The sequence below is a fragment of the Microcoleus sp. D2_18a_B4 genome (assembly GCF_036702475.1).
Classification (GTDB): domain Bacteria; phylum Cyanobacteriota; class Cyanobacteriia; order Cyanobacteriales; family Microcoleaceae; genus Microcoleus.
In genome coordinates, this window is record NZ_JAUBTL010000053.1 from 1 (window position 1) to 21,182 (window position 21,182).

The following is a 21,182-nucleotide window of genomic DNA, read 5'->3' on the forward strand; positions in this document are numbered from 1 at the left end:
TAGAGTCGAACTCATGCACTGGCTAATTTCATAAATTCCTTTTTTTGTCAACTCCTAATAATGAACCGACGCCCTAGGCAACTTCTCAATGTCCTTGACAATCAAACCATTAGTCAAACTACTGGTTTGAGCGTTGAAGATATCCAAAACTTGCGGGAGGAATAGAAGGAAGGGAAAAAGTGCGATCGCACAAGTAGTGCACCTTTTCTCGTTACCAGGCTCAGCCTGGTAGCGTAGGTTTTTGAGGCTTTGCCTCTTGGATTAAGAATTACGCTAAATATTAACTCTCATCCACTTAATGCTCAAGGATGAGTCTGCCCTCTGTCTAAAGGAAGATTTCATTAAACCAGTAAATTCCGTATGATGCTGTAAAAGTCAGTCACAGGGGAAAGCTATCTCCGACTCTAGCTCCGAATAACTGACCAATCTTACAATATAAAAAAATACATCTCATGACATCAGTCACTCCCAATCAAACTTCCTCTCAATACGAAGTTAGCCAACCCGAAGACAAAATTGAGTCTCTGGTAGAAGAAGTTAAGCCAGAAAGCGAACTCGATTTAGAATTCCTCTACACCAGAGACATTGAATTCCGCCAAGAAACAATTTATTTTATTGTAGTCGATCGCTTTTACGACGGCGACCCCACAAATAACGAAGGCCCCAACCCAGAACTTTACGATCCAGAAGGGAAAGATTGGGGCAAATATTGGGGTGGCGACTTGCAGGGAGTTATCGACAAACTCGATTACTTAAAAGATATGGGAGTTACCGCCGTTTGGCTGACTCCACTGTTCGAGCAAGTTGAAGCATTATTTGTCGAACAAGCTGCAATTCACGGCTACTGGACTAAAGATTTCAAGCGACTAAATCCCCGCTTTATTGCCACAGGCGACAATCCTTCTATTAACCAAACACAAGAAAGTAAAGATACGGTATTTGACAAATTAGTACACGAGTTGCACCAGCGAAACATGAAACTCGTGCTCGATATTGTCTGCAATCACAGCAACCCTGATTTTAGCGGCAAAAAAGGGGAACTCTACGACGACGGCGTAAAAATAGCTGACTTTAACGACGATGAAGATGACTGGTATCACCACTACGGCGAAGTCAAAAACTGGGAAGATGAATGGCAAGTTCAAAACTGCGAACTGTCGGGTTTAGCAACTTTCAACGAAAACAATATTGCATACCGCAATTACATTAAGTCAGCAATTAAACAATGGCTGGACAGAGGTGTTGATGCTTTGCGGGTTGATACAGTCAAGCATATGCCTATTTGGTTTTGGCAGGAATTTAATGCTGACATTTTAACACACAGACCTGATGTTTTCATTTTTGGCGAATGGATTTACAGCGACCCTAGAAACGATCGTTCTGTGGAATTTGTCAACGAGTCGGGGATGACTATTTTAGATTTTGGTCTGTGCGTGGCAATTCGAGAAGTATTGGGGAAGGGTGCGGAGGCGGGATTTCAGTTAGTCCAAGATGTCCTGAATTTGGATCACCGCTACTACGGGGCGACGGAGTTGATTACTTTTATTGACAACCACGATATGCCGAGGTTTCAGTCGTTGAATCCCGATCCAGAAATGCTGCTGTTGGCGATAGGTTTAATTATGACCACTCGCGGCATTCCCTGCATTTATTACGGCACCGAACAGTATCTGCATGATGATACAGATGGGGGAAATGACCCCTACAACCGCCCGATGATGGAAAAGTGGGATAGTGATTCGCCGATTTACCGAGCTGTGCGTTTGCTGTCGGGATTGCGGCGGCTGAATCCAGCTATTTCGATGGGGAGTCAGTGGCAAAAATATCTAACTCCTGATGTTTATTGTTACGTGCGCCGCTATCGCGATTCTGTGGTGTTTGTAGCGATGAATCGTGGCAATTCTGTTACAGTTGAAGAGGTTGATACTGAGCTGCCTGATGGAGAGCATACGGAGGTTTTATCGCGCCGCAAGTTTGAAGTTAAAGATGGGATGCTGTACAACTTAGAGTTGGGTTCGCGGGAAGTAATGATTTTTAGCCGCGTCGGAGAGCGAGTTAAGGCGAAAACTATTGTGCGGGCGCAGCTTAACAGCGTTCAAACTCAGCCTGGGGAAAGAATTGTGGTAATTGGAGATTGTCCTGAATTGGGGAATTGGGATATTAGTAAGGGCTACCCGTTGGAGTATATCAATACTAATACTTGGTTTGGGGAAATTCCTTTTAATGAAAGTGCGGGGAAGTTGATTTCTTATAAGTATGCGCTGCTACGGGAAGGACTGTCGCCGCTGCGAGAAAATCTGGTTTGTCGCCGCTGGGTTTTAGTTTCGGAAGGGACTGTGAAATGGCGGGATAAATGGGCGAGTGGACGGGAGTCTTAATAGTTTTGATTTGTGAGTTTTGAGTGAGATAGTCAGGGGCACAGCAACCGGGTTTGATGAACGAAAATACTTCCTTAAGGCTTTCGATTATATTTTCAAACCCGGTTTATTTAGTAGGTAAGTAACTGCTGTGAAATTTAATTAGTAACTGCAACTCATAATTAATTACTTTTTAAAGATGACTTAGGTAATAAATAGTTTGGCTTTTTATCTATAGCAGTAAGGTGTGCATTGTGCATTCTCTGGGCGTGAGTTAGGGTGCGCCGAGGCGCACCATACATTATTATGAAAGCGATCGCAGCTTCTGGGCTAAAATATCGACATAAGGTTCGCTGCTGTGCTGGTTCACAACCATTTCGTAGCCCCGCTGCGCTTGAGATTCAGCTTCTTGAGGATTTTTTAGCAAATGGACGATCGCCTCGCGCAAACCTGCTGCATCTCCCACATCTACCACTTTAGCAATATCCGGGGCCGTTAAATAATCGACGAGACCTTGAGTCCGAGTAATGGCAACGGGCCGCTTGCAGGCCATTGCTTCCAGTAAAGCCGTACCTCCAGCAGCATATTTATTGTCTACCAAACACACTGCAATTACGTCTGCATCGCGGTAAAGCTGCACTAAATCCGGCCATTCGTAGAATTTGCGCGACATATTTTCTGGCATAGTATCGGGGAAAGCTTGCGATAAAGCTTTGGCATCTTTAGAAAAACCGCTAATTTTTACGTCAACATCTAAGTCAGCCGTTGCTGCTGCTAAGAGTCGGTAGTCGCGCTTTTCTAATCCGACGCTAACAACTGTTTGCCGCTTTTTCTCGCCAGAAGCTGGGCCAGGTGTGAAAAATTGGGTGTCTGTCTGTTCTAGAAGCACTAAAATGCGCGATTCAGGTATAGCTAAATAGCTGCGGAGGAAGTTTATTTGAGGGCGGGCGTTGACAATGAATACGTCAATTTTGTCAGCCAAACCGAATAGTTTCAGGGCGACGCGGCCGCGCAGCCGATCGATATTGTGGAAAAATACAACAATTTTCGGGCGATTAGGCAATTGGCCACACACCGCCGCTACTGGAATCCCAATGTCCTCGCCCGTACAAAATATCACGTCGTCGCTGCTGACTTGCTCGGACAATTTGCGCGCGGCGGCCCAATGTTCGGGTTTAGAAGAAATTTTTGCTCGCAGCTTGTCACTCAACGATATCGCTTCGCCATCCGGGGCGTGGACGGTAGCATTTAAGCGTTCTCTGAGAGCCCGCAGGACGTGGCGAGGGCATTTGCCGAGTTGTGCATCGCGGTCAATCCCATCTAGGTCTATTTTGCGACCTAATGCCATATGGTATTTCAAAGTATTCTCCTTATAATTGTGGTGCTGGTACAAATTATCTAACCTCATAAAATTCTATCCTCTACTGTTGAAAGTGCTGGTGTGATCGGTCACGGGATTTTAGATTTTAGATTTTAAAACAGATAAATTTAGTAAGCTAAGGCGCATCTAGATTTTATAGTCAAGTTTGATGAAATTTTTGTGGGTGGGTGTCTCGCCCGCCCCAAAAATACAATTTAGATACGGGACAGCTTAGTATCTGCTTAGTGTCTAAAATTTTTTTGAGTTCCACTAATCCTGTGTGGGGCTTGTATTATAGCAACGACCCTGATGGTTAGGAAACCGGGTTTCTCGACACCCGCGCGCAAATCCTGTACGAGTCAAAAACAGTGAAACGCGCCGATCGATTCCAAGGACTTAAGCTTTTATGCTGAAGTTAGCTAAAAAATTTATGTTTAACCTCATGTATATTTCTCCAGAGCAAGACCAAAAAATTCGCTACACCCTGCGCGAGTGCGGTCAAGAAGCTTACAAGCTCGCAGCCCAACCTTTTGAAGTTTCCGAGAAAGGGCCCAACGACTACGTGACGAGTATAGATCAATACCTAGACCGACAACTATCGGCAGCATTTAGCGCTTTGTTTCCTGAAGACGGCAGGATCACCGAGGAAAACGTCGCATCCAGAGCAGCTTACGGGGCCAATTACCAGCGCCTCTGGTGCATCGATCCCCTCGACGGGACTGAAGAATTTATTCGGGGAAAACTGCACTACGCTTCGATGGTGGGGCTGCTGCTTGAGGGGGAACCGGTGGCCGGCTGGCTCTATGCCCCGGCTTTTGACCAAATGTATTTTGGCGGCAAAGATTGGGGATTGTTCCAAAGTGTGGGAACCGAAGCGCCACAGCCGATCGCCCTGTGCAAACCCCCGGCTCCGACACCGGAAAATTGTAAAATTGTTCTCGGAGACAAAGATCAAAAAAACTACGCCCGGGCGATCGCCCAAAGCATCCCCGGAGCAGAATTTTACTCGCTGGGCAGCTTTGGCTTAAAAGTGATGGAAGTTATCTTCGGTCGAGCTGGTTTGTACCTGTATCTCAACGGCAGAGTTAAAGTGTGGGATACCGCCGGTCCTCTGGCTCTAGCAAAAGCAGCCGGATTGGTTTGTTGCGACTTGCAAGGTCAACCACTGAGGTGGACTAAAGATGCGATCGAGCCGGAGACTCTGGCCCACACCCAGTCAATCGCGATCGGCTGGCCAGAATACATAGAACCTCTGTTGGGCAAAGTTCAACAGGCAGTGGCCGGCTTGTAAACCCGTTTAAGATTAAAGAATCTGTCAATTTTACGTGAACCGGGCCTCTGCACCCTTATCATCAATTAAAGGAGCAACGGATTGTTTGTGTTCCCAAACATCGATCGTTCCCTAGCTGTTGGGTGTCGCCTAATCATATTTCCCACCTCCGCGAGTTTGCGTCAGGAACCTCAGCCCTGACGGCGTGAGGCTTGGAAGAGTAATCTGACAAGCCATTCTGACGGGCCATCGTCTTAACTGACTACGTTTTTTGAGTCACGACACTCCTTGAATGCGAAGCCAGTTTTGGGCTCTGTCGCTGAAGGTTAAACAGCCCTAATGTCACTGGGGCAGTGCTTTGGGCCCAACAAGCTCACTAAACCAAGGCGCAGGCTAACATCACCCCGAAAGGGAGGCTCGAAAGAGCAAAACACTATGCGTACAGGGCCGGGAAGTTTGAGGCGGTAATTGTCCCGCTGAAAGTGCAACACAAAAGCACACCGAGCCAACCAGTCCCAAGGCGGTAGTAATCAAAAAAAGACAATATAAAGCCGTCCTAGAAGGACGGAGTTTCTACCCATTTTTTTGATGAAGACAGAAGCTTTCAGTGAGCTATTCCCTCTATTTAAGGGTGCTAACCCAGAAACCTTGGGAGGGCTGCTATCAAATGCCGTCAAGCATGAGTATCCCCCGGGCCGAGCTGTGGTGATGGAGGATTCTTGGGGCAACGCGATTTACTTTGTCGTGTCTGGCTGGGTAAAAGTCCGCCGCTTGTCAAACGATCGAGCTGTATCAATGGCTATTTTAGGACGGGGTGCCTTCTTCGGCGAAATGGCCATTCTGGACGAATCTCCTCGATCGAATGACGTACTTGCTCTATCGCCCGTGCGACTTCTCAGCGTCACAGCTCAGCGATTTATCCAAACCCTGTTTAAAGACCCGCAATTGCACCACCGGATGCTGCAACTGATGGTGCGGCGGCTCCGCCAAACCAATCACCGCTATCAACTCCGCAACCGCCAGCCAGCGGTTAAACTAGCAAATACTTTAGTCGAGCTGGCAGAAAACTACGGTCAGAAAACTGCTGAGGGCAAAGAGATCTTCAATATTCCTTATGAAGACTTAGCTGATGTCACAGATATCACCCTAGATGAAACCAGCAAAATTATGGAAAAACTCGATAGTAAAGGTTGGATCAAAATAGATCCAGACCGCGAAACTATCCATTTGATCAACCTCAAGCACTTGATTAATTTGGCAAGTCAATGACTGATGTTACTTCTTTGGATACCTCGTCGGCTGCCGACAACCGTCAGGGGCAACTAACAGCACCGACAATTCAATATTCGGTGGCGATGCCGAATCCTGAATCCCACCTCTTTGAAGTAACTTTGCGCGTGCAAGGTTGGTCGGAGCCGGTTCTGGATTTAAAAATGCCTGTCTGGACTCCCGGTTCTTACTTGGTTCGAGAATACGCCCGCCACCTGCAAGATTTTAGCTCCCATGCGGGCGCGCGTGCTTTACCTTGGCGCAAGCTCAGCAAAAATCACTGGCAAATCGACACCGATTCGGTGTCAGATGTCACGGTTTTCTACCGCATTTTTGCCAACGAACTGACTGTGCGAACCAATCATTTAGACTCGACTCACGGTTATTTCAATCCGGCGGCTTTGTGCTTTTTCTTGCCCGGTTTTGAAAGCAACTGCTACACCGTGACCGTTGTGCCGCCGCAGCCCGAATGGCGCACCGTTACGACTTTGCCACCCGTTTCTGACCAAAATCTTACTTTCGCTGCTGCGGATTTTGACACTCTCGCAGACAGTCCTTTTGAGATTGGCTGTCACGAAGTATACGATTTTGAAGTGATGGGAAAACCCCACCAGCTAGTTGTTTGGGGAAAAGGCAATTTAGAACCAGATCGCACGATTCGAGATATCCAAAAAGTGATCGAAGTCGAGGCAAAAATGTTCGGCGGTTTGCCTTACGAACGCTATGTGTTTTTCCTGCATTTGTCCGGCTCTGGTTTTGGTGGTTTGGAGCACAAGGAGAGTTGCACTCTCAACTATCCGCGTTTTGGTTTTCGGGCTAAGGAAAAGTATGAACGCTTTATTCAGTTGGTAGCTCACGAGTTTTTTCACCTGTGGAATGTCAAGCGCATTCGACCGAAAGCTCTCGAAGTATTTGACTACGAAAAAGAAAATTACACTCCTTCTTTATGGTTCTCTGAAGGCACTACCAGTTATTACGATTTGGTGATTCCTTTTCGAGCGGGTATCTACAGCGTGAAAGGTTTTTTCCAAGGTATGGCTAAGGAAATTACTCGCTTGCAGACGACTCCGGGGCGGAGCGTGCAGCCTCTCAGCGAGTCGAGCTGGGATGCTTGGATTAAACTTTATCGCCGGGATGCTAACAGCGACAACTCGCAGATTTCCTATTATTTGAAAGGGGAAGTTGTGTCGTTTTTGCTGGATTTGTTGATTCGAGCCAAACACGGCAATGAGCGATCGCTCGACGATGTGATGCGTTTGATGTGGCAGCAGTTTGGCAATGCTAATTTTGCCCAAAACGACGATTTTGACCTGAAGTCGGCAACAGACGGCAAATCGGCGCATTTAACCTCAAACGGAGAGTTAAATTCTGCTTCGCTGCCAGCAGAAATAGGCTTTACTCCCGAAGAGTTGCAAAGTGCGATCGAGTCCGTCGCCGGCATCGATTTGAGCGACTTTTTTGCGCGCTATATAGACGGCACAGAAGAGTTGCCTTACAACAAGTATCTGCAACCTTTCGGGCTGGAACTCACCGCAAGTGAAACTAGCGAAACACCTCGCATCGGTTGGACGTTGGGAACGGAAAACGGGCGGGAAATGGTTAAATTTGTCGAAGTAGGATCTCCGGCACAATTGGCCGGAATTGATGCTGGAGACGAGTTGCTGGCGATCGAAGGTTTTCGGGTAAATTCAGAACAAGCGGGCGAGAGACTAAAAGATTTCAAGCCTGGGGATATCGTCTCGGTGACAGTTTTTCACCAAGACGAACTGCGGACTTGTCCTGTTACTCTCGCCCCGCCGCGCCCGATGCGTTACTCGATCGTGCCGGTGGAACAGCCCACCGCTATTCAGAAACAAAACTTTACTGGATGGCTGGGAGTTCCTCTATCGAAATTGTAAGATAAAGGAAGGGGAACCGGAAAGAAAAGACAAGAAGAAATTAAGCTCAATTCCCAATTCCCAATTCCCAATTCCCAATTCCGCTAGCATCCTCCTGGTAAAATTGAATCACCCGTAAATACTCAACTATCATTCAGTTTTTCGACTAACAGTCAACAGTCAACAGTCAACAATAATTCCGGTTGCACCGGAATTAATACTCCCAATTACCAATTTTGATTATGCAAACCCCTCCTCCTCCATCAATTACGCCCCGCCAAATGAATCTGCTGAGAATAGTTGCCTCTATGGCATGGGCTGACGGCCAACTCGCGACAGAAGAAGTTAATTTAATGCTCGATCGCTTTTGCGGTTTGTTTTCCCCAGATACCGACGGACAACAAATGCAACAAGAACTGCGGGATTACGTCATGCAAAATATCCCCCTTGACGAGTTGATCGGCCAACTAGAAACTCAAGATGAAAAGGAATTAGTCCTGCAACTCGGCTATGAAGTGATTTCATCTAGTTCTCGCACTCCCGATGAACCAAAAATTAACGCTGAGGAAGCCGCAGCTTATCAAAAATTAGTACAGTTGCTCAATCTTCCAGAGGATGTGGTCAAGCGTATTGAAGCTGAATCATCGGCGGGAGATACTTCGGAGGGAATTGTCGAGAAGATGGCTAAAAAATTAGAAAAGTTCATCAAAGGTTAATTTAGGACTTGTGCGCGCTTTGCTTAGAAACCCGGTTTCTTGCTAGATTTCTCGTTACTAAACCTGGAATTTTTCCTAGAAACCGGGAATAAGCCCCCCATGCGTAAGTCTTCTGAGGTAAGTATCGGAATAATAATTTTCTGAGTGCAACTCTTTACAACTAAAGCTGAAGGGAAATCAACCGGATTGTGACTCCCAATTTCCTAAGATATAGTAACAAATAAACACGGAAAAGTCGAGAATATTTTTCATCGCCGAGAACGGTAACAGAATTTGCGTGAAGCGAAGCTATCCCGCAGGGAATCGCCCTTCCCGCGCGCAGCATTCCGCTTAACGAGAATTAGGGACTTAGGCAAAGCCTAAATCCCTAATTGAGCTACCGATTTTTTGCCATAACTGAAAGTGGTATCGTTTCCGGTTGCATCCGAATAATAAAATCGAGTAAACAGTCAACACTCAACCATTCAGCTTTTCAACACCGAGTAAACAGTCAACAGTCAACAGTCAACAATTATCAGGAGTGCAACGGGAATTGATATTAATCCAACCAATCATTAGTGCGGTAACTTGCTGAGGGCGTGCCAAGTTCTGTAGCCGACAATTCCATCTTGCGGCAAAGCCTTGCTAATTTGCAATTGTCGCACTGCTACATCTGTCATCGGCCCGAATAATCCGTCAATGAAGCCGAAATAGTATCCATTGATTTTCAAGACATTCTGAACAATTTTAACAGCATTACCAGAACTGCCCTTCATGACGATCGGCATATTCACAGGTGCACCAGAGTATAGTGCTTCCCAAGTGATAGGGCCGACAATCCCATCTTCTTTTAAAAAGACGCGGTGTTGATAGCCTATGACCCCGTTTTGAACTTGGACGCCGAAGATACCGTCAATGGCGCCGAAATAATAACCCCAATGATATAGAAGCTGTTGTAGTTCCTTGACAGCTTGACCTGTTGAACCCCTTTGCAAAGTCGGTTTGTTTACTCCAGTGGTTGCAGCAAATGCAAGAGTTGATTGAGCAGTAGTATCGGCGACGAGAGCCATAGTTTCATTGTTCAAGCTTCTTTCTTCGGTGTACATAATGTGGTTCCTCTCAACATTTAAGTTTTTGTCTTTGATATTTCAGGTATAACTGGTGGGATTTGTGGATGCACAGTCACTTTTTGGAGTGTCACTCCTGTGAGTGTCACTCGTTTGAGTTACCCGTTGGTTTGTCGTAAGGAATGCAAGTTGTAATGTTTTTATGAGGACTTCCGTTGTCAATACAAACCAAGGGCTAAGGTGCGCGGTGCACACCCTACAAAATGCAAAGGTGCGCGGTACACACCCTACCAACTGATGTTGATTGTTTACTCAGCAAACTCTCGCAAAGCTGGAATTAAATACTGTGTCAAAGTAAAGGCATCTACTCCTAATTCCGTCCGTTCTTTGGCGGCCATGATTCCGGCTTGAGCGTGCCACCAAGCTGCTGTTGCAGCAACTGATTGGGGGGGGGATTTGTGGGCGATCGCACTTGCTAATAGTCCCCCTAACAAGCCTGTGAGAACGTCGCCGCTGCCGCCTCTGGCGAGGGCTGGGGTGCTTTCGGGATTGAGGTAGGTGATGGTACGTGAAGCGTAGCTATCCGGTAGGGAATCGCCCTCATCCTTCCAACTTATGCAAACTCTGGCTCCTTTGAGCAATATTGTTGCGCCGCAAAGCTGAGCCGCTGCTTGAGTTGCGGCAATTCGATCGTCGCCGGTTTGCTCGGCTAATTCGGGAAATAAACGCTTGAATTCCCCCGGATGAGGCGTGATAATTGTGAGGGCTGAGCGTTCGGACAAAATCGGGACTGTGCCGAGTTGAGCGAGGATATTTAAACCGTCAGCATCTAACACCAGAGGTCGATCGCTCTCCAGTACAGATTCTACAGCTATTGCCGCTTCCAATGTCAGACCTGGCCCTGCGGCGATCGCATCATAGGTGTCCAAATCAATTGCTATTGGCAATTGGCTAATTGCACCGCTTTGGGTTTCGGGACATCCTATAACTAATGCCTCTGGTAACTGGCTGCTCAACATGGATTTAATCGACTCAGGAACAGCAATTGACAGCATTCCGATGCCGCTAGCTCTTGCTCCCAATGCTGCCAAAATTGCGGCTCCGCTGTAGCGGCGGGAACCTGCAATAATTAGTAAGTGACCATTGGTGTATTTGTGCGAAATTGGCGATCGGGGTAACGGCAAATTCTGAGTTGCCGATGCTTTTGTAATGCGTTGTATTGCTGGCGTTTCGCCCAATATTGCTGCAATATCTGGTGCGGGAATATCAAAATCAATTAATTCGGAACTTCCGATATATTCTAACGCTCTATCTTGCAGAAATGCCCTTTTCCACAAACCCAAACATAATGTATGTTTTGCCCTAATTGCCGTTCCCAAAACTTCTCCGGTATCAGTATGAATTCCCGATGGAATGTCTATACTTAAAAGGGGGATATTTAAATTATTTATTTCGTCAATAGCGGCGGCTGTGGAATTAGTAATTTCTCGTTCTAATCCAAATCCAAATAAACCATCTACGAGCAAGTCGCAGTTTGTCAGCAGTTCAATTTTATCAACAAATGGAATATTTAAAGAACGCGCATAATCAGCGTGACTTGTCGTGAGTTCTTTAAGTTTAGAAAACGGGCAGTAAATAACTACTTGGAACCCTTGAAAGTGCAATTCGCGGGCAACAACCAAAGCATCGCCGCCGTTGTGTCCCGGCCCAACCAATACGCCGATAACTGGCAATTGAGAATTAACAAGATTTTTCCCTTCTTCCCTTTTCCTTCTATCCGTTAAATCCCGTACACTGCTAGTTGCCAAACTTCCTTCCGCTTTCAAAAGCTCCTGAATGCGTCTAGCAATCAGTCCCGCGACTTTTTCCATTAAAGCTGCGACTGGCATTCCAGCAGCAAAGATTCTCGTTTCTATTTGCCGCATTTGGTCGGCGGTGACAACAAATTTTTGAATAGTCATATTAGTGCTAAAATTTCAGCTAACAGCAGCAGTGGCAAGTTGTAGTATACTTGTGGTATAATAAATTAGCTCGATCGAACAAAGTAACAGTAAAATAGCAATTTCTCCCCAACCATGAACAAGATTGTTGTAGGCCTCTCCGGCGGGGTCGATAGTTCCGCAGCAGCCGCAATTTTACACCATCAAGGATATGAAGTGGTGGGTTTAACGCTGTGGTTGATGAAGGGCAAAGGCCAGTGCTGCTCTGAGGGAATGGTCGATGCCGCTAAAATTTGCGAAGATTTGGGCGTTCCCCACCACATTGTTGACAGCCGCGAGGTCTTTCAGGCAAGTATTGTGGATTATTTGGTGGAGGGTTACAGTGCAGGAATTACGCCTCTGCCTTGTTCGCAGTGCAATAAAACTGTGAAGTTCGGGCCAATGCTTAAGTATGCTCGCGAAGAACTCGGAATTGAAAAAATCGCTACAGGCCACTACGCTCGGATTACTTACGATGCTGCTACTGGTCGCTATCAGTTGCTGCGGGCGATCGACCCTGCAAAAGATCAGTCTTATTTCCTGTATGATTTAACACAGGATTTGTTGGCAGGTACGGAGTTTCCTTTGGGGGAAATTACCAAGACAGAAACTCGCAGAATTGCGGCGGAATTTGGCTTGACAACTGCTGATAAGCCGGAAAGTCAGGATTTGTGCTTGGTGGAAAGTAACGGTTCGATGCGGGCTTTTCTGGATAAGTACATTGCGCCGCAAAAGGGTGACATTGTGGACAAGTCAGGGCGGGTGCTCGGACAGCACGACGGCGTTCACCACTACACCATCGGCCAGCGGAAGGGACTGGGGATTGCTGCACCGGAACCGCTGTACGTGATTGAACTCGATGCTGCTGGCAATCGGGTAGTTGTGGGCGATCGACAGTTGGCAGTAGAATCTGAATGTACAGTCCAGAAAGTGAATTGGGTTTCTGTGGCTGCACCAATGGCTCCGATTCGGGCTCAGGTACAGATTCGATATCGATCGCAACCCGTCCCGGCTACAATTATTCCTGTAGAATCCTCCCAAGCAGAGGAAAAAGCCGGCGGTACGAGAGTTAAGTTAATTTTTGACGAACCGCAGTTGAGTATTACTCCCGGACAAGCGGCTGTCTGGTATGACGGCGATGTGCTATTGGGCGGCGGCATCATAGAAAGAAACCAACTCCCAAATTAAAGCAAGGGGCGGGCTAGAAGCCCAACCCCTACTCCCCACAACAAACCACCCACAAAAAAACTCACTCTTTGTGGAACAGGCATCTTGCCTGTTCCCAGAAGCCGACAAGAAACCTCCCACAAGAAAATTCACTCTGTGTGGAACAGGCATCTTACCTGTTTGTGATCCCCACCCCCAAAAAAATTCACTCTTTGTGGAACAGGCATCTTGCCTGTTCCAAAAGGAAACTTATATTTCATTTCACAGGGTACATTTACCTAGCTAACTTTTTTTCCAAACGCAAGATATTTCCCCTAGCATTAGTACGGTAAACCCAAGTTTGCCTACCATCAGAAACCACAACCCGCCAACCTTCGACAATCATTTGACCGCAAATTTCATCCGCTTTCGAGAGTCCTAAACAAGTATTCGGCCAACTTTGTCCGCTCGATTCCGTTACTTTCAACTTGTCAGCAGCAATGCCAGTGGAGTCCGACAACTCTCGGCGAACTGCTGCTGCTACGGTTGCGGGCAATTTGTTCGGGGGATTTGGGGGAGTCGTCTCCGCCAAATTTCCCGGTTCGGAAATTAGAGTATTTAGTGCCAATACCGAATAGCTGATTTTTTGGGGCACCGCGGCTGAGGAAAATTGCTGCGCGGTTTGCGGCGGTTGCCTTTCCAACTGGGCAAGGGAATCTTTGAGAGCGCCCGCGTTAGCTGCTGCGGTGTGTCTTAGCGCCGGATACATTTCCCATACCAGAATTCCTGTCAGCACCAAAGCCAAGATTACAGGATTGGGCTGCTTTTGGTCTCGGTTTTTATTTTTTTGAAATTTATTTGTGGAGATTCTTTTCATCATACGCCCTCTGCCTCACTTTACACAATGCGCGATCGCTCCTGAACACTCAACTGCAGATACTGATTTAGACACTATTGCTGGTGCTATTGGTTCCTTTGTGCAGAACCGACTTGACTGCTGGTGCGTGCGGCGCAAGTATTTCCTACTCGCTGCCGGCTGTTGTGTTTCAGGAAACTTGCACTACCCAGTTATTACTTAATTTTTACTTTTTGTCTCCGGGTATTAAGAAAAATTTATGCTTAAGTAAATATTCTTAAAAGCCTCTCATCTTGCGCCCGAATCTCAGTACAAATTACTATTCTGCGTCCCAAAACTGCTAAACGTGTTTTAGACTGGGGGAAGCGAGCTGAGCCAAGGATATCACAGGGATGCCTCAAATTGGGTTGCAACAGGACGAAAACGCATTAGAAATTAAATCAGCTATCGCTGATTAATTATATTAGCGTTGTGGTTTTCTAGAGCGATCGTCCCCGAAACTACTAAAAAAGTAGCGATCGCTACTTTTTTAGTAGAATATTGTTGAAATCTATCGATTATGAACAGAAAATCTCTGGGAATCCATTTAATGAATCGGCTGAGCTATCCTCAAAAATTTACCTTAATCGGTTTTCTATTTGCAATACCGTTAACCTTGGTCATGTACCTGCTGATTTCCGAAATTAACAGCAGGGTTGATTTTTCCCAAAAAGAAATCTACGGTAATCAATACCTGCGCCCACTGCGCCAGTTGAGGGAATACATACCTCAACTGCAACTCTTAAATTATCAGCCTTTAAATACAAATTTAAGCCTGCCAGATACGAGAGCCGATTTAGAAGCTAAGATGGACGCGAACTTTCAATCCCTGGCTAATACAGATCGCCAGCTTGGAAACATATTAATGTCCAGTGAAAAATTTAATAATCTTTATCAAGATTGGCAAAACTTCAAACTTCGCCGCAGCCAGTGGAGTGTAGAAACTTGCGATTTGGTATATCAACGTTTAGCTGCCGACATTAATAGACTGAGCGCTCACGTCGGCGATACTTCTAATCTAATTTTAGACCCCGATCTAGATACCTATTATCTGATGGATGCTACCTTACTGAAGATTCCAGAAATCCAAAAAATCTTGTCAGAGATTAGGCTTATTTCTCAAAAAAACAGCTTGCGTTCCTATGCCACACCTAAAGAAAGAGCGAAACTGATTACTTGGGCAGGCAAGTTGAGAGAACTTAATCAGGATTTAGCAATCAATATGGAGGTAGGAGCTAGCAATAATCCTCAGGGGAATCTGCGACCGAAATTAAGCGAGGATGTGACCAAATTCAACTCCGTAGTAGAGCAGCTAACTGGGCAAATAGATAAACTGATTTATCCCACCGCCTTAGTGGAATATTATGTCTATCTCGATGGCAGCGATAGAGTTATGAATTCGAGTTTTGAACTGTGGGACGAAACTATCAAGGAATTAGACTTTCTCCTGCAAAAACGCATTGATAGTTTTGTTGCCAAGAAACGCATAATTTCTATTGTTGTGTTAATAACCTTAGCCATAGTTATTTATTTATTTGTAAGTTTTTACCGAAGCGTTATGCAAACTGTATTTGTCCTTGACGAAGCTGCAAAAAAGATGGCAAGCGGCAATCTTGACCACAAAATTATTTTGGATAACAGAGATGAACTCGGGCAAGTTGTGGGTGCGTTTAACAAGATTGCCGATGCCCTAGTTGGTGCAAATCACAAAATTACTGTTCTCAACGATCGCCTAAAAGCTGAAAATATGCGAATGAGCGCCGAACTAGACGTTACTCGCAAGATTCAGCAGATGCTGCTGCCCAAAGACCGAGAGCTCAACGAAGTTATCGGCTTAGATATTGCGGGCTTTATGGAAGCTGCTGAGGAAGTAGGCGGCGACTATTACGACGTACTCCAGCACAAAGGTAGAGTAAAAATCGGCATTGGGGATGTGACGGGACACGGATTGGAGAGCGGCGTTTTAATGATTATGGTTCAAACGGCAGTGCGAACCTTGCTCGCCTACAATGAACCAGACCCAGTAAGATTTTTAAGTGCTATTAACAGTGTAATTTACGATAACGTGCAGCGGATGAAATGCGATAAAAACGCCAGCCTTGCTTTGCTAGACTATGAGGAGGGGATGCTGAAGCTGAGCGGCCAGCACGAAGAAATGATTGTTGTGCGGTGTAACGGTTCTGTCGAGCGGTTTGATACAATCGATTTGGGTTTCCCGATCGGGCTGGATGTAGATATTGCTGAATTTGTTGCTGAGAAAATTGTGCATTTGCATTCAGGAGATGTGGTTGTGCTGTACACTGACGGGATTACGGAAGCTAAAAATATGGATAAAGTGCTTTATGGTTTAGATAGGCTAATTGAGGTAATAGAGATTAATTGGCAGCGTTCGGCTGCCGAAATCAGGCACGCTGTAATTAAGGACGTGCGATCGCACATCGGCGAACAAAAAGTTTTTGATGACATCACATTGCTGGTACTCAAACAAAAATAACTACTTGGATATCCCTTCTAAAGTTTAAAATATATTCAGTGATGCCCCTCATCTCAAACTTTAGCTCTCACATTGATATGATTCAGATTTTAGGCGATTTTATCGAGCAGGCAGGTAGCCAAGAATACTTAATAATTGGATTTTCTCCGAGTTCGGTTCCTCTCAAGCAGCGGTGGCGGAACAACGGTTTGTCGGCGGATTTTCTGGCTGACTACCTGACGACTTTTTTTCCGGGCAACCAAGATGAACCCTCGACAATTGAAAGACAAGCTGAAATAAAAAGTGCTGTTAGTTACATTGCCAACGAGTTATTGGAAAATGCCATGAAGTTTAATGATGAAACCTCGGACTACCCGATCGATATTAAACTGCAATTAGAGAGCGACGGAGTGATTGTCTCAGTGGCTAACAGCATCTCTCCGCAAGCTGTGGACAAGTTTCAGGCTTATATTCAGGAGTTGCTGGCCTCGGAGCCAAGCGAACTTTACCTTCAGCGGTTGGAAAAAAATGCTGCTGACGACAACTGTACCAATTCTGGATTGGGTTTGTTGACCATGCTCACCGATTATACCGCCAAACTTGGCTGGAAATTCCAGACCGTGCACAAAGACCCGGAAGTAATTGCGGTGACAACGATGGTGCAATTAACAGTTTGACATACCTCCTCGTGCTAAAGGAGCGAGGATTCCTTAACGCTTCACAGCAACGCGCTACCAAAGTAGTCTTACCGTCGCTCCACGTCCGTTTAGAGTCTCCCAATGCCCGCTAGGCGACTATGTTTCGTTTTACTCAAGCAAAAAGCTTGGTGTCTTCAGGGTTGCAGTTAAGCATTGCCCCTCCAAACTGTCTAGGTGCGCTCTCATCGTCGCTATTTCAACGCGTCTTGAGCCTGTAGAGTTCTCTATTATAGCTCAAAGCCCTCGTAGAACGACGGGATTTTAGACCCATTTCTTTGATAAGCAACGCTAGCGATCGATAATATTTAAGGGACTTTTTTTTGTGGCTATGGAAATTAATACAGAAGATTACCAGATCTGTTACGATCCAGCAACGGCAACCGTGAGTTTGATTGGATCTCTAAGGCTGAGCGGGCCTGCAGAGTACGCGCCGATAGCGCAGTTGCTGGCCCAGGTTGCCGACTTGGAACCGACGAAAATTACCCTCAATTTGCAGCAGTTAGAATTTTTGAACAGTTCTGGCATCAATATGCTATCGAAGTTTATTATCGAGATCCGCAAAACAGCCAGGGTGCAAATGGCGGTGCAAGGCTCTCAAAGCATAGCTTGGCAAGGTAAATCTTTGAGGAATTTCCAGCGCCTGATGCCTGGTTTAGAGTTGGAATTTCTATAGAAACACGCTTACTTTTTGGGTGCGAGCTATTGAGCAATTTTTTGTTAGTCGAGGCGCAAATTCTAGAGTTATGCTGCAAGAACAACCATCTAGAGAACAGCTACTTTTAGAGATAGAAAGATTGCGCCAGCAAGTGGAAGACTTGAAGGAGGAAAAAGCCGATCTGGAAATCTTGCTGGAAACTACTGCTGAACATTCCGATACGGTAGAAACTGAGTTGCGATATCGCGCATTCGAGGCCGTGCGCGAAGGCGAAATCAAGCTGGCTCAATTTCTAGAAGCGATTCCGGTAGGCGTGGTAGTGCTCGATTCTCAAGGCAAACCTTACTACGTAAATCACGCCGGACACGAGTTGCTCGGTCAAGGAGTTTTGCCCTTAAATTCAGTTGAGGATTTGTCAGAAAGTTATCAAATTTATATGGCGGGAACTGAGACAATTTATCCTTTCGAGAATTTGCCGCTCGTCCGAGCTTTGAGGGGCGAAAGCGCGACTGCTGACGATCTGGAAATTCATCGAACCGACAAGAAAGTTCCCCTAGAAATTTGGGGAAGGCCAATTTTTGACGATGGTGGCAAAGTTGCTTTTGCGATCGCAGTTTTTCAAGATGTCACGGAACGCAAAGAAGCTGAAGCCGATCGCCAGTTATTTATTAAGGAATTATTTTACCTCAACAAAAATTTAGAAAAATCCCTGGATGCCGAATCAGACTTAACTGATGCCTACGGTAGATTTGTGCCGCACCAATTTCTCAATTTGTTGGGATATGAAAGTATTATAGATGTCCATTTAGGCGACCAAGTACAGCAGGAAATGTCGGTGCTATTTTCGGATATTCGCGATTTCACGACGCTTTCCGAAACTATGACTCCCCAAGAAAATTTTAAATTTATCAATGCTTACCTTTCGCGGATGGAGCCTGCCATTACTAGCAATAACGGGTTTATTGACAAATACATCGGCGATGCAATTATGGCTTTGTTTAGTGACTTTGCAGATGATGCAGTGAAAGCGGGTATTGCAATGCTAAATACCCTCAAAAATTACAACGAATACCGTCTAGAGGTCGGCTACGTCCCGATCCGAATTGGCATTGGCATCAATTCGGGTTCTTTGATGCTGGGGACAGTCGGGGGGAAAAGCCGAATGGACAGCACTGTGATTAGCGATGCTGTTAATTTAGCATCTCGCATTGAAGGATTGACAAAAGATTACGGCGTACCTCTGTTAATTTCTCAGCAAACTTTAGAAAGGTTGCGAAATCCGAACGATTATGCTATTAGGATTGTGGATAAAGTACAGGTTAAAGGAAAATCTCAATATGTCGTAGTCTATGAGGTATTTGATGCAGATCCGCCGGAAATTCTGTCGGCAAAGCTAGCAAATTTGTCTGTATATAATGAAGCTATGTTACTGTGCGATCGCAAGGACTTCCGAGAAGCGGGAAAATTATTTGAAGAGTGTTTGCGAACAAATCCGAGCGATCAGGTAGCTCGCATTTACCTGAAACGCTGTCGGGATTGGCGATCGCTCCTCAAAGGAATTTAAAGCAACTTAGTCTATTTTAGATTTAAGATTGACTTCATATAGACATCCTCGCATCATTTGTGAATTTCTTACTTTCTCAGAGCGGGTTCGGGGAAGGTTGGGGTGGGGTAAAAAATTTACGACTCCTGTAAGGATGGCTATATATCTTGAGAGAGATGACTGACCCCTAGCATCTGTCAAAGGTGTAAAATATAAATAGCTTTATACCTGTTACTTCTGAGGCTTCTCAAAATAGAACGGCTTAGGGCTCCAAAACCAGCGATCGGTAATTTGGTGCGAGAACGGCCGCAAGGGCTGAAGCTGTATCAGAAAAAGTTGGCGGATGAATTAGGGTTTAAAGCTGTAACGTGATTCTTGGACAAAGTTACCCATTGATGGAATTGTTGGGTAACTCTCTAGCAAGTCTCTCGATAACGTCACTAAGACTGCTTGCGGTAAGCTGAACTCGTTTTTCCTCTAGCCACTTAGTAGCAGTCTCGGTTAGGCTGAGGTTGACCTTACGCTTAGGCTCGCTGTAAATCTTTTTTCTAGGCATTTTCTTGTTCCGTATTAATTCCGCATACAATAAGAGTAAGGCAGAAATGAGGTAAAAGCAAATGTTACTTAGTTTCAAGACGGAATTAAAACCTAATAACAAACAGGTGACTAGATTTCGGCAGCATTGCGGAGTAGCAAGACACGCTTACAACTGGGCAAATTCAATCATCCTTGAAACATTGACACTCAGGAAGACGGATAAAACTATTAAGATCCCTTCTGCAATTGATCTACACAAGCGTTTAGTGGCAGAAGTCAAACATGAGCATCCCTGGTATTACGAATCTTCCAAAGCAAGCCCACAACAGGCTCTAACTGAATTGATAACAGCTTGGGATAGATGCTTCAAAAAGGTATCTAAACAACCTAGATTCAAAAAGAAAGGTGTATCGGGGGACTCCTTCTACCTAGAACAAGGAACCAAAGCAAAGCCAGGAATTAATAACGACGGCAAGCGTGTCAAGTTACCTAAGATTGGCTGGGTTAGGCTGCACGAACCATTACCAATTACGGCAGTTCACAACTGCGTAATCAGTCGAAAAGCTGACAGATGGTTCATTGCTTTTAAATACGAAATTGAGCAGCCCGCAACTCTACGTGACCGTCCTACTGTCGGAGTTGATATCGGCATCAAGCAGCTAGCTGTTTGTTCTAACGGCGAAGTCTTTGCCAACCCTAAAGCCTATCGTCGGATGAACCGTAAAATGAAACGTCTGCAACGGCGTGTCTGTGCGCGAGTCAAAGGGTCTAACAACCGCAAAAAGGCAATCGCTAAACTAGCCAAGCTGCACCTAAAAGTGTCAAACATCCGAAAAGATGCTATTCATAAGCTAACAACTTACCTCGCCAAAAACCACAGTGAGGTGAAGATTGAAGATTTGAATGTTAAGGCCTTTTTGAAGAACCACAAGTTAGCTGGTGCAATCGCCGACTGCGCCATGTACGAATTCAAGCGTCAACTTGAATATAAAACCGAAAAGTTTAACTCAAAATTGACGCTCATAGATCGATTCTTTCCTAGCAGTCAAATCTGTTCAAATTGCTGTAATCATCGGCATAAAATGCCATTAAGAGTCCGAGCCTTTGAATGTCCCAGTTGTGGAAATATTCAAGACCGTGACTTGAATGCGTCGAAAAATATAGAACGTTGGTTTGAAGGAATATTTATTCCAGAACGTTCAGAATTGGCGGTGAGTTCCACCGTGTCAGCCTGCGGAGTAGACAAACCCGACAGCAGTCATGTTGTCGCTACTGTGAAACAGGAAGTTAACACCACAAGCACTCATGTCTAGCTATGTCAAGATTTGGGTAGCTATGGGTAAGTTTTTTAGAACGGATGA

The 21,182-nt window shown here is 45.5% G+C and carries 15 protein-coding genes; 11 read left to right on the forward strand and 4 right to left on the reverse strand.

The annotated features are described in order from the left end of the window. Nucleotides 1-452 precede the first annotated feature (452 nt). Nucleotides 453-2,378 (forward strand): alpha-amylase family glycosyl hydrolase, encoded by a 1,926-nt coding sequence (locus tag QUB04_RS24865; protein ID WP_333288483.1) that lies wholly within the window; start codon nucleotides 453-455, stop codon nucleotides 2,376-2,378. A gap of 283 nt (nucleotides 2,379-2,661) precedes the next feature. Here the strand turns inward: QUB04_RS24865 and QUB04_RS24870 are convergent, their stop codons facing one another. Further along, the gene (locus QUB04_RS24870; protein ID WP_333288485.1) at nucleotides 2,662-3,705 is read right to left on the reverse strand and encodes a glycosyltransferase family 4 protein; all 1,044 of its coding nucleotides are present in this window, start codon (nucleotides 3,703-3,705) and stop codon (nucleotides 2,662-2,664) included. A gap of 442 nt (nucleotides 3,706-4,147) precedes the next feature. On the opposite strand from QUB04_RS24870, the gene QUB04_RS24875 reads away from it, so the two are divergent. The 4 genes from QUB04_RS24875 (at nucleotide 4,148) to QUB04_RS24890 (ending at nucleotide 8,849) form a co-directional block, all read left to right on the forward strand. Next, nucleotides 4,148-5,008: an inositol monophosphatase family protein gene (locus QUB04_RS24875; protein WP_333288487.1), complete on the forward strand. Its 861-nt coding sequence runs from the start codon at nucleotides 4,148-4,150 to the stop codon at nucleotides 5,006-5,008. Nucleotides 5,009-5,575: 567 nt separating this feature from the next. Next, nucleotides 5,576-6,256 carry a Crp/Fnr family transcriptional regulator gene (locus tag QUB04_RS24880; protein WP_333288543.1) on the forward strand — a complete coding sequence of 227 codons (681 nt, stop codon included), beginning with the start codon at nucleotides 5,576-5,578 and terminating at the stop codon, nucleotides 6,254-6,256. Then, nucleotides 6,253-8,154, forward strand: a complete 1,902-nt coding sequence (locus QUB04_RS24885) for a M61 family metallopeptidase (RefSeq protein ID WP_333288489.1) — start codon at nucleotides 6,253-6,255, stop codon at nucleotides 8,152-8,154. The genes QUB04_RS24880 and QUB04_RS24885 overlap by 4 nt, the downstream gene beginning before the upstream one ends. Nucleotides 8,155-8,375: 221 nt before the next feature. Next, nucleotides 8,376-8,849 (forward strand): TerB family tellurite resistance protein, encoded by a 474-nt coding sequence (locus QUB04_RS24890; protein WP_333288491.1) that lies wholly within the window; start codon nucleotides 8,376-8,378, stop codon nucleotides 8,847-8,849. 554 nt (nucleotides 8,850-9,403) lie between these two features. Here the strand turns inward: QUB04_RS24890 and QUB04_RS24895 are convergent. Continuing rightward, nucleotides 9,404-9,934: a peptidoglycan-binding protein gene (locus QUB04_RS24895; protein WP_333288493.1), complete on the reverse strand. Its 531-nt coding sequence runs from the start codon at nucleotides 9,932-9,934 to the stop codon at nucleotides 9,404-9,406. A gap of 269 nt (nucleotides 9,935-10,203) precedes the next feature. Further along, nucleotides 10,204-11,856 (reverse strand): NAD(P)H-hydrate dehydratase, encoded by a 1,653-nt coding sequence (locus tag QUB04_RS24900; protein WP_333288495.1) that lies wholly within the window; start codon nucleotides 11,854-11,856, stop codon nucleotides 10,204-10,206. A gap of 114 nt (nucleotides 11,857-11,970) precedes the next feature. Between QUB04_RS24900 and mnmA the strand changes: the two genes are divergently transcribed. Next, the gene (gene mnmA / locus QUB04_RS24905) at nucleotides 11,971-13,062 is read left to right on the forward strand and encodes a tRNA 2-thiouridine(34) synthase MnmA (protein ID WP_333288497.1); all 1,092 of its coding nucleotides are present in this window, start codon (nucleotides 11,971-11,973) and stop codon (nucleotides 13,060-13,062) included. A gap of 253 nt (nucleotides 13,063-13,315) precedes the next feature. Here mnmA and QUB04_RS24910 read toward each other — a convergent pair whose 3' ends face one another. After that, on the reverse strand, nucleotides 13,316-13,900 hold the full coding sequence (locus QUB04_RS24910; RefSeq protein WP_333288499.1) for a hypothetical protein: 585 nt from the start codon (nucleotides 13,898-13,900) through the stop codon (nucleotides 13,316-13,318). A 535-nt stretch (nucleotides 13,901-14,435) separates the two neighbouring features. On the opposite strand from QUB04_RS24910, the gene QUB04_RS24915 reads away from it, so the two are divergent. The 5 genes from QUB04_RS24915 (at nucleotide 14,436) to QUB04_RS24935 (ending at nucleotide 21,134) form a co-directional block, all read left to right on the forward strand. Continuing rightward, the gene (locus tag QUB04_RS24915; RefSeq protein WP_333288501.1) at nucleotides 14,436-16,409 is read left to right on the forward strand and encodes a SpoIIE family protein phosphatase; all 1,974 of its coding nucleotides are present in this window, start codon (nucleotides 14,436-14,438) and stop codon (nucleotides 16,407-16,409) included. Between the two features lie 77 nt (nucleotides 16,410-16,486). Then, a complete protein-coding gene (locus QUB04_RS24920; RefSeq protein WP_333288503.1) occupies nucleotides 16,487-17,065 on the forward strand; it encodes a DUF6272 family protein in 579 nt (192 codons plus the stop codon). A 349-nt stretch (nucleotides 17,066-17,414) separates the two neighbouring features. Next, nucleotides 17,415-17,759 carry a slr1659 superfamily regulator gene (locus QUB04_RS24925; protein WP_333288505.1) on the forward strand — a complete coding sequence of 115 codons (345 nt, stop codon included), beginning with the start codon at nucleotides 17,415-17,417 and terminating at the stop codon, nucleotides 17,757-17,759. A gap of 70 nt (nucleotides 17,760-17,829) precedes the next feature. After that, the gene (locus tag QUB04_RS24930) at nucleotides 17,830-19,305 is read left to right on the forward strand and encodes an adenylate/guanylate cyclase domain-containing protein (protein ID WP_333288507.1); all 1,476 of its coding nucleotides are present in this window, start codon (nucleotides 17,830-17,832) and stop codon (nucleotides 19,303-19,305) included. A gap of 596 nt (nucleotides 19,306-19,901) precedes the next feature. Further along, entirely contained in the window at nucleotides 19,902-21,134 is a 1,233-nt protein-coding gene (locus QUB04_RS24935; RefSeq protein ID WP_333288509.1) for an RNA-guided endonuclease TnpB family protein, read from the forward strand. The last annotated feature ends 48 nt before the right edge of the window (nucleotides 21,135-21,182 follow it).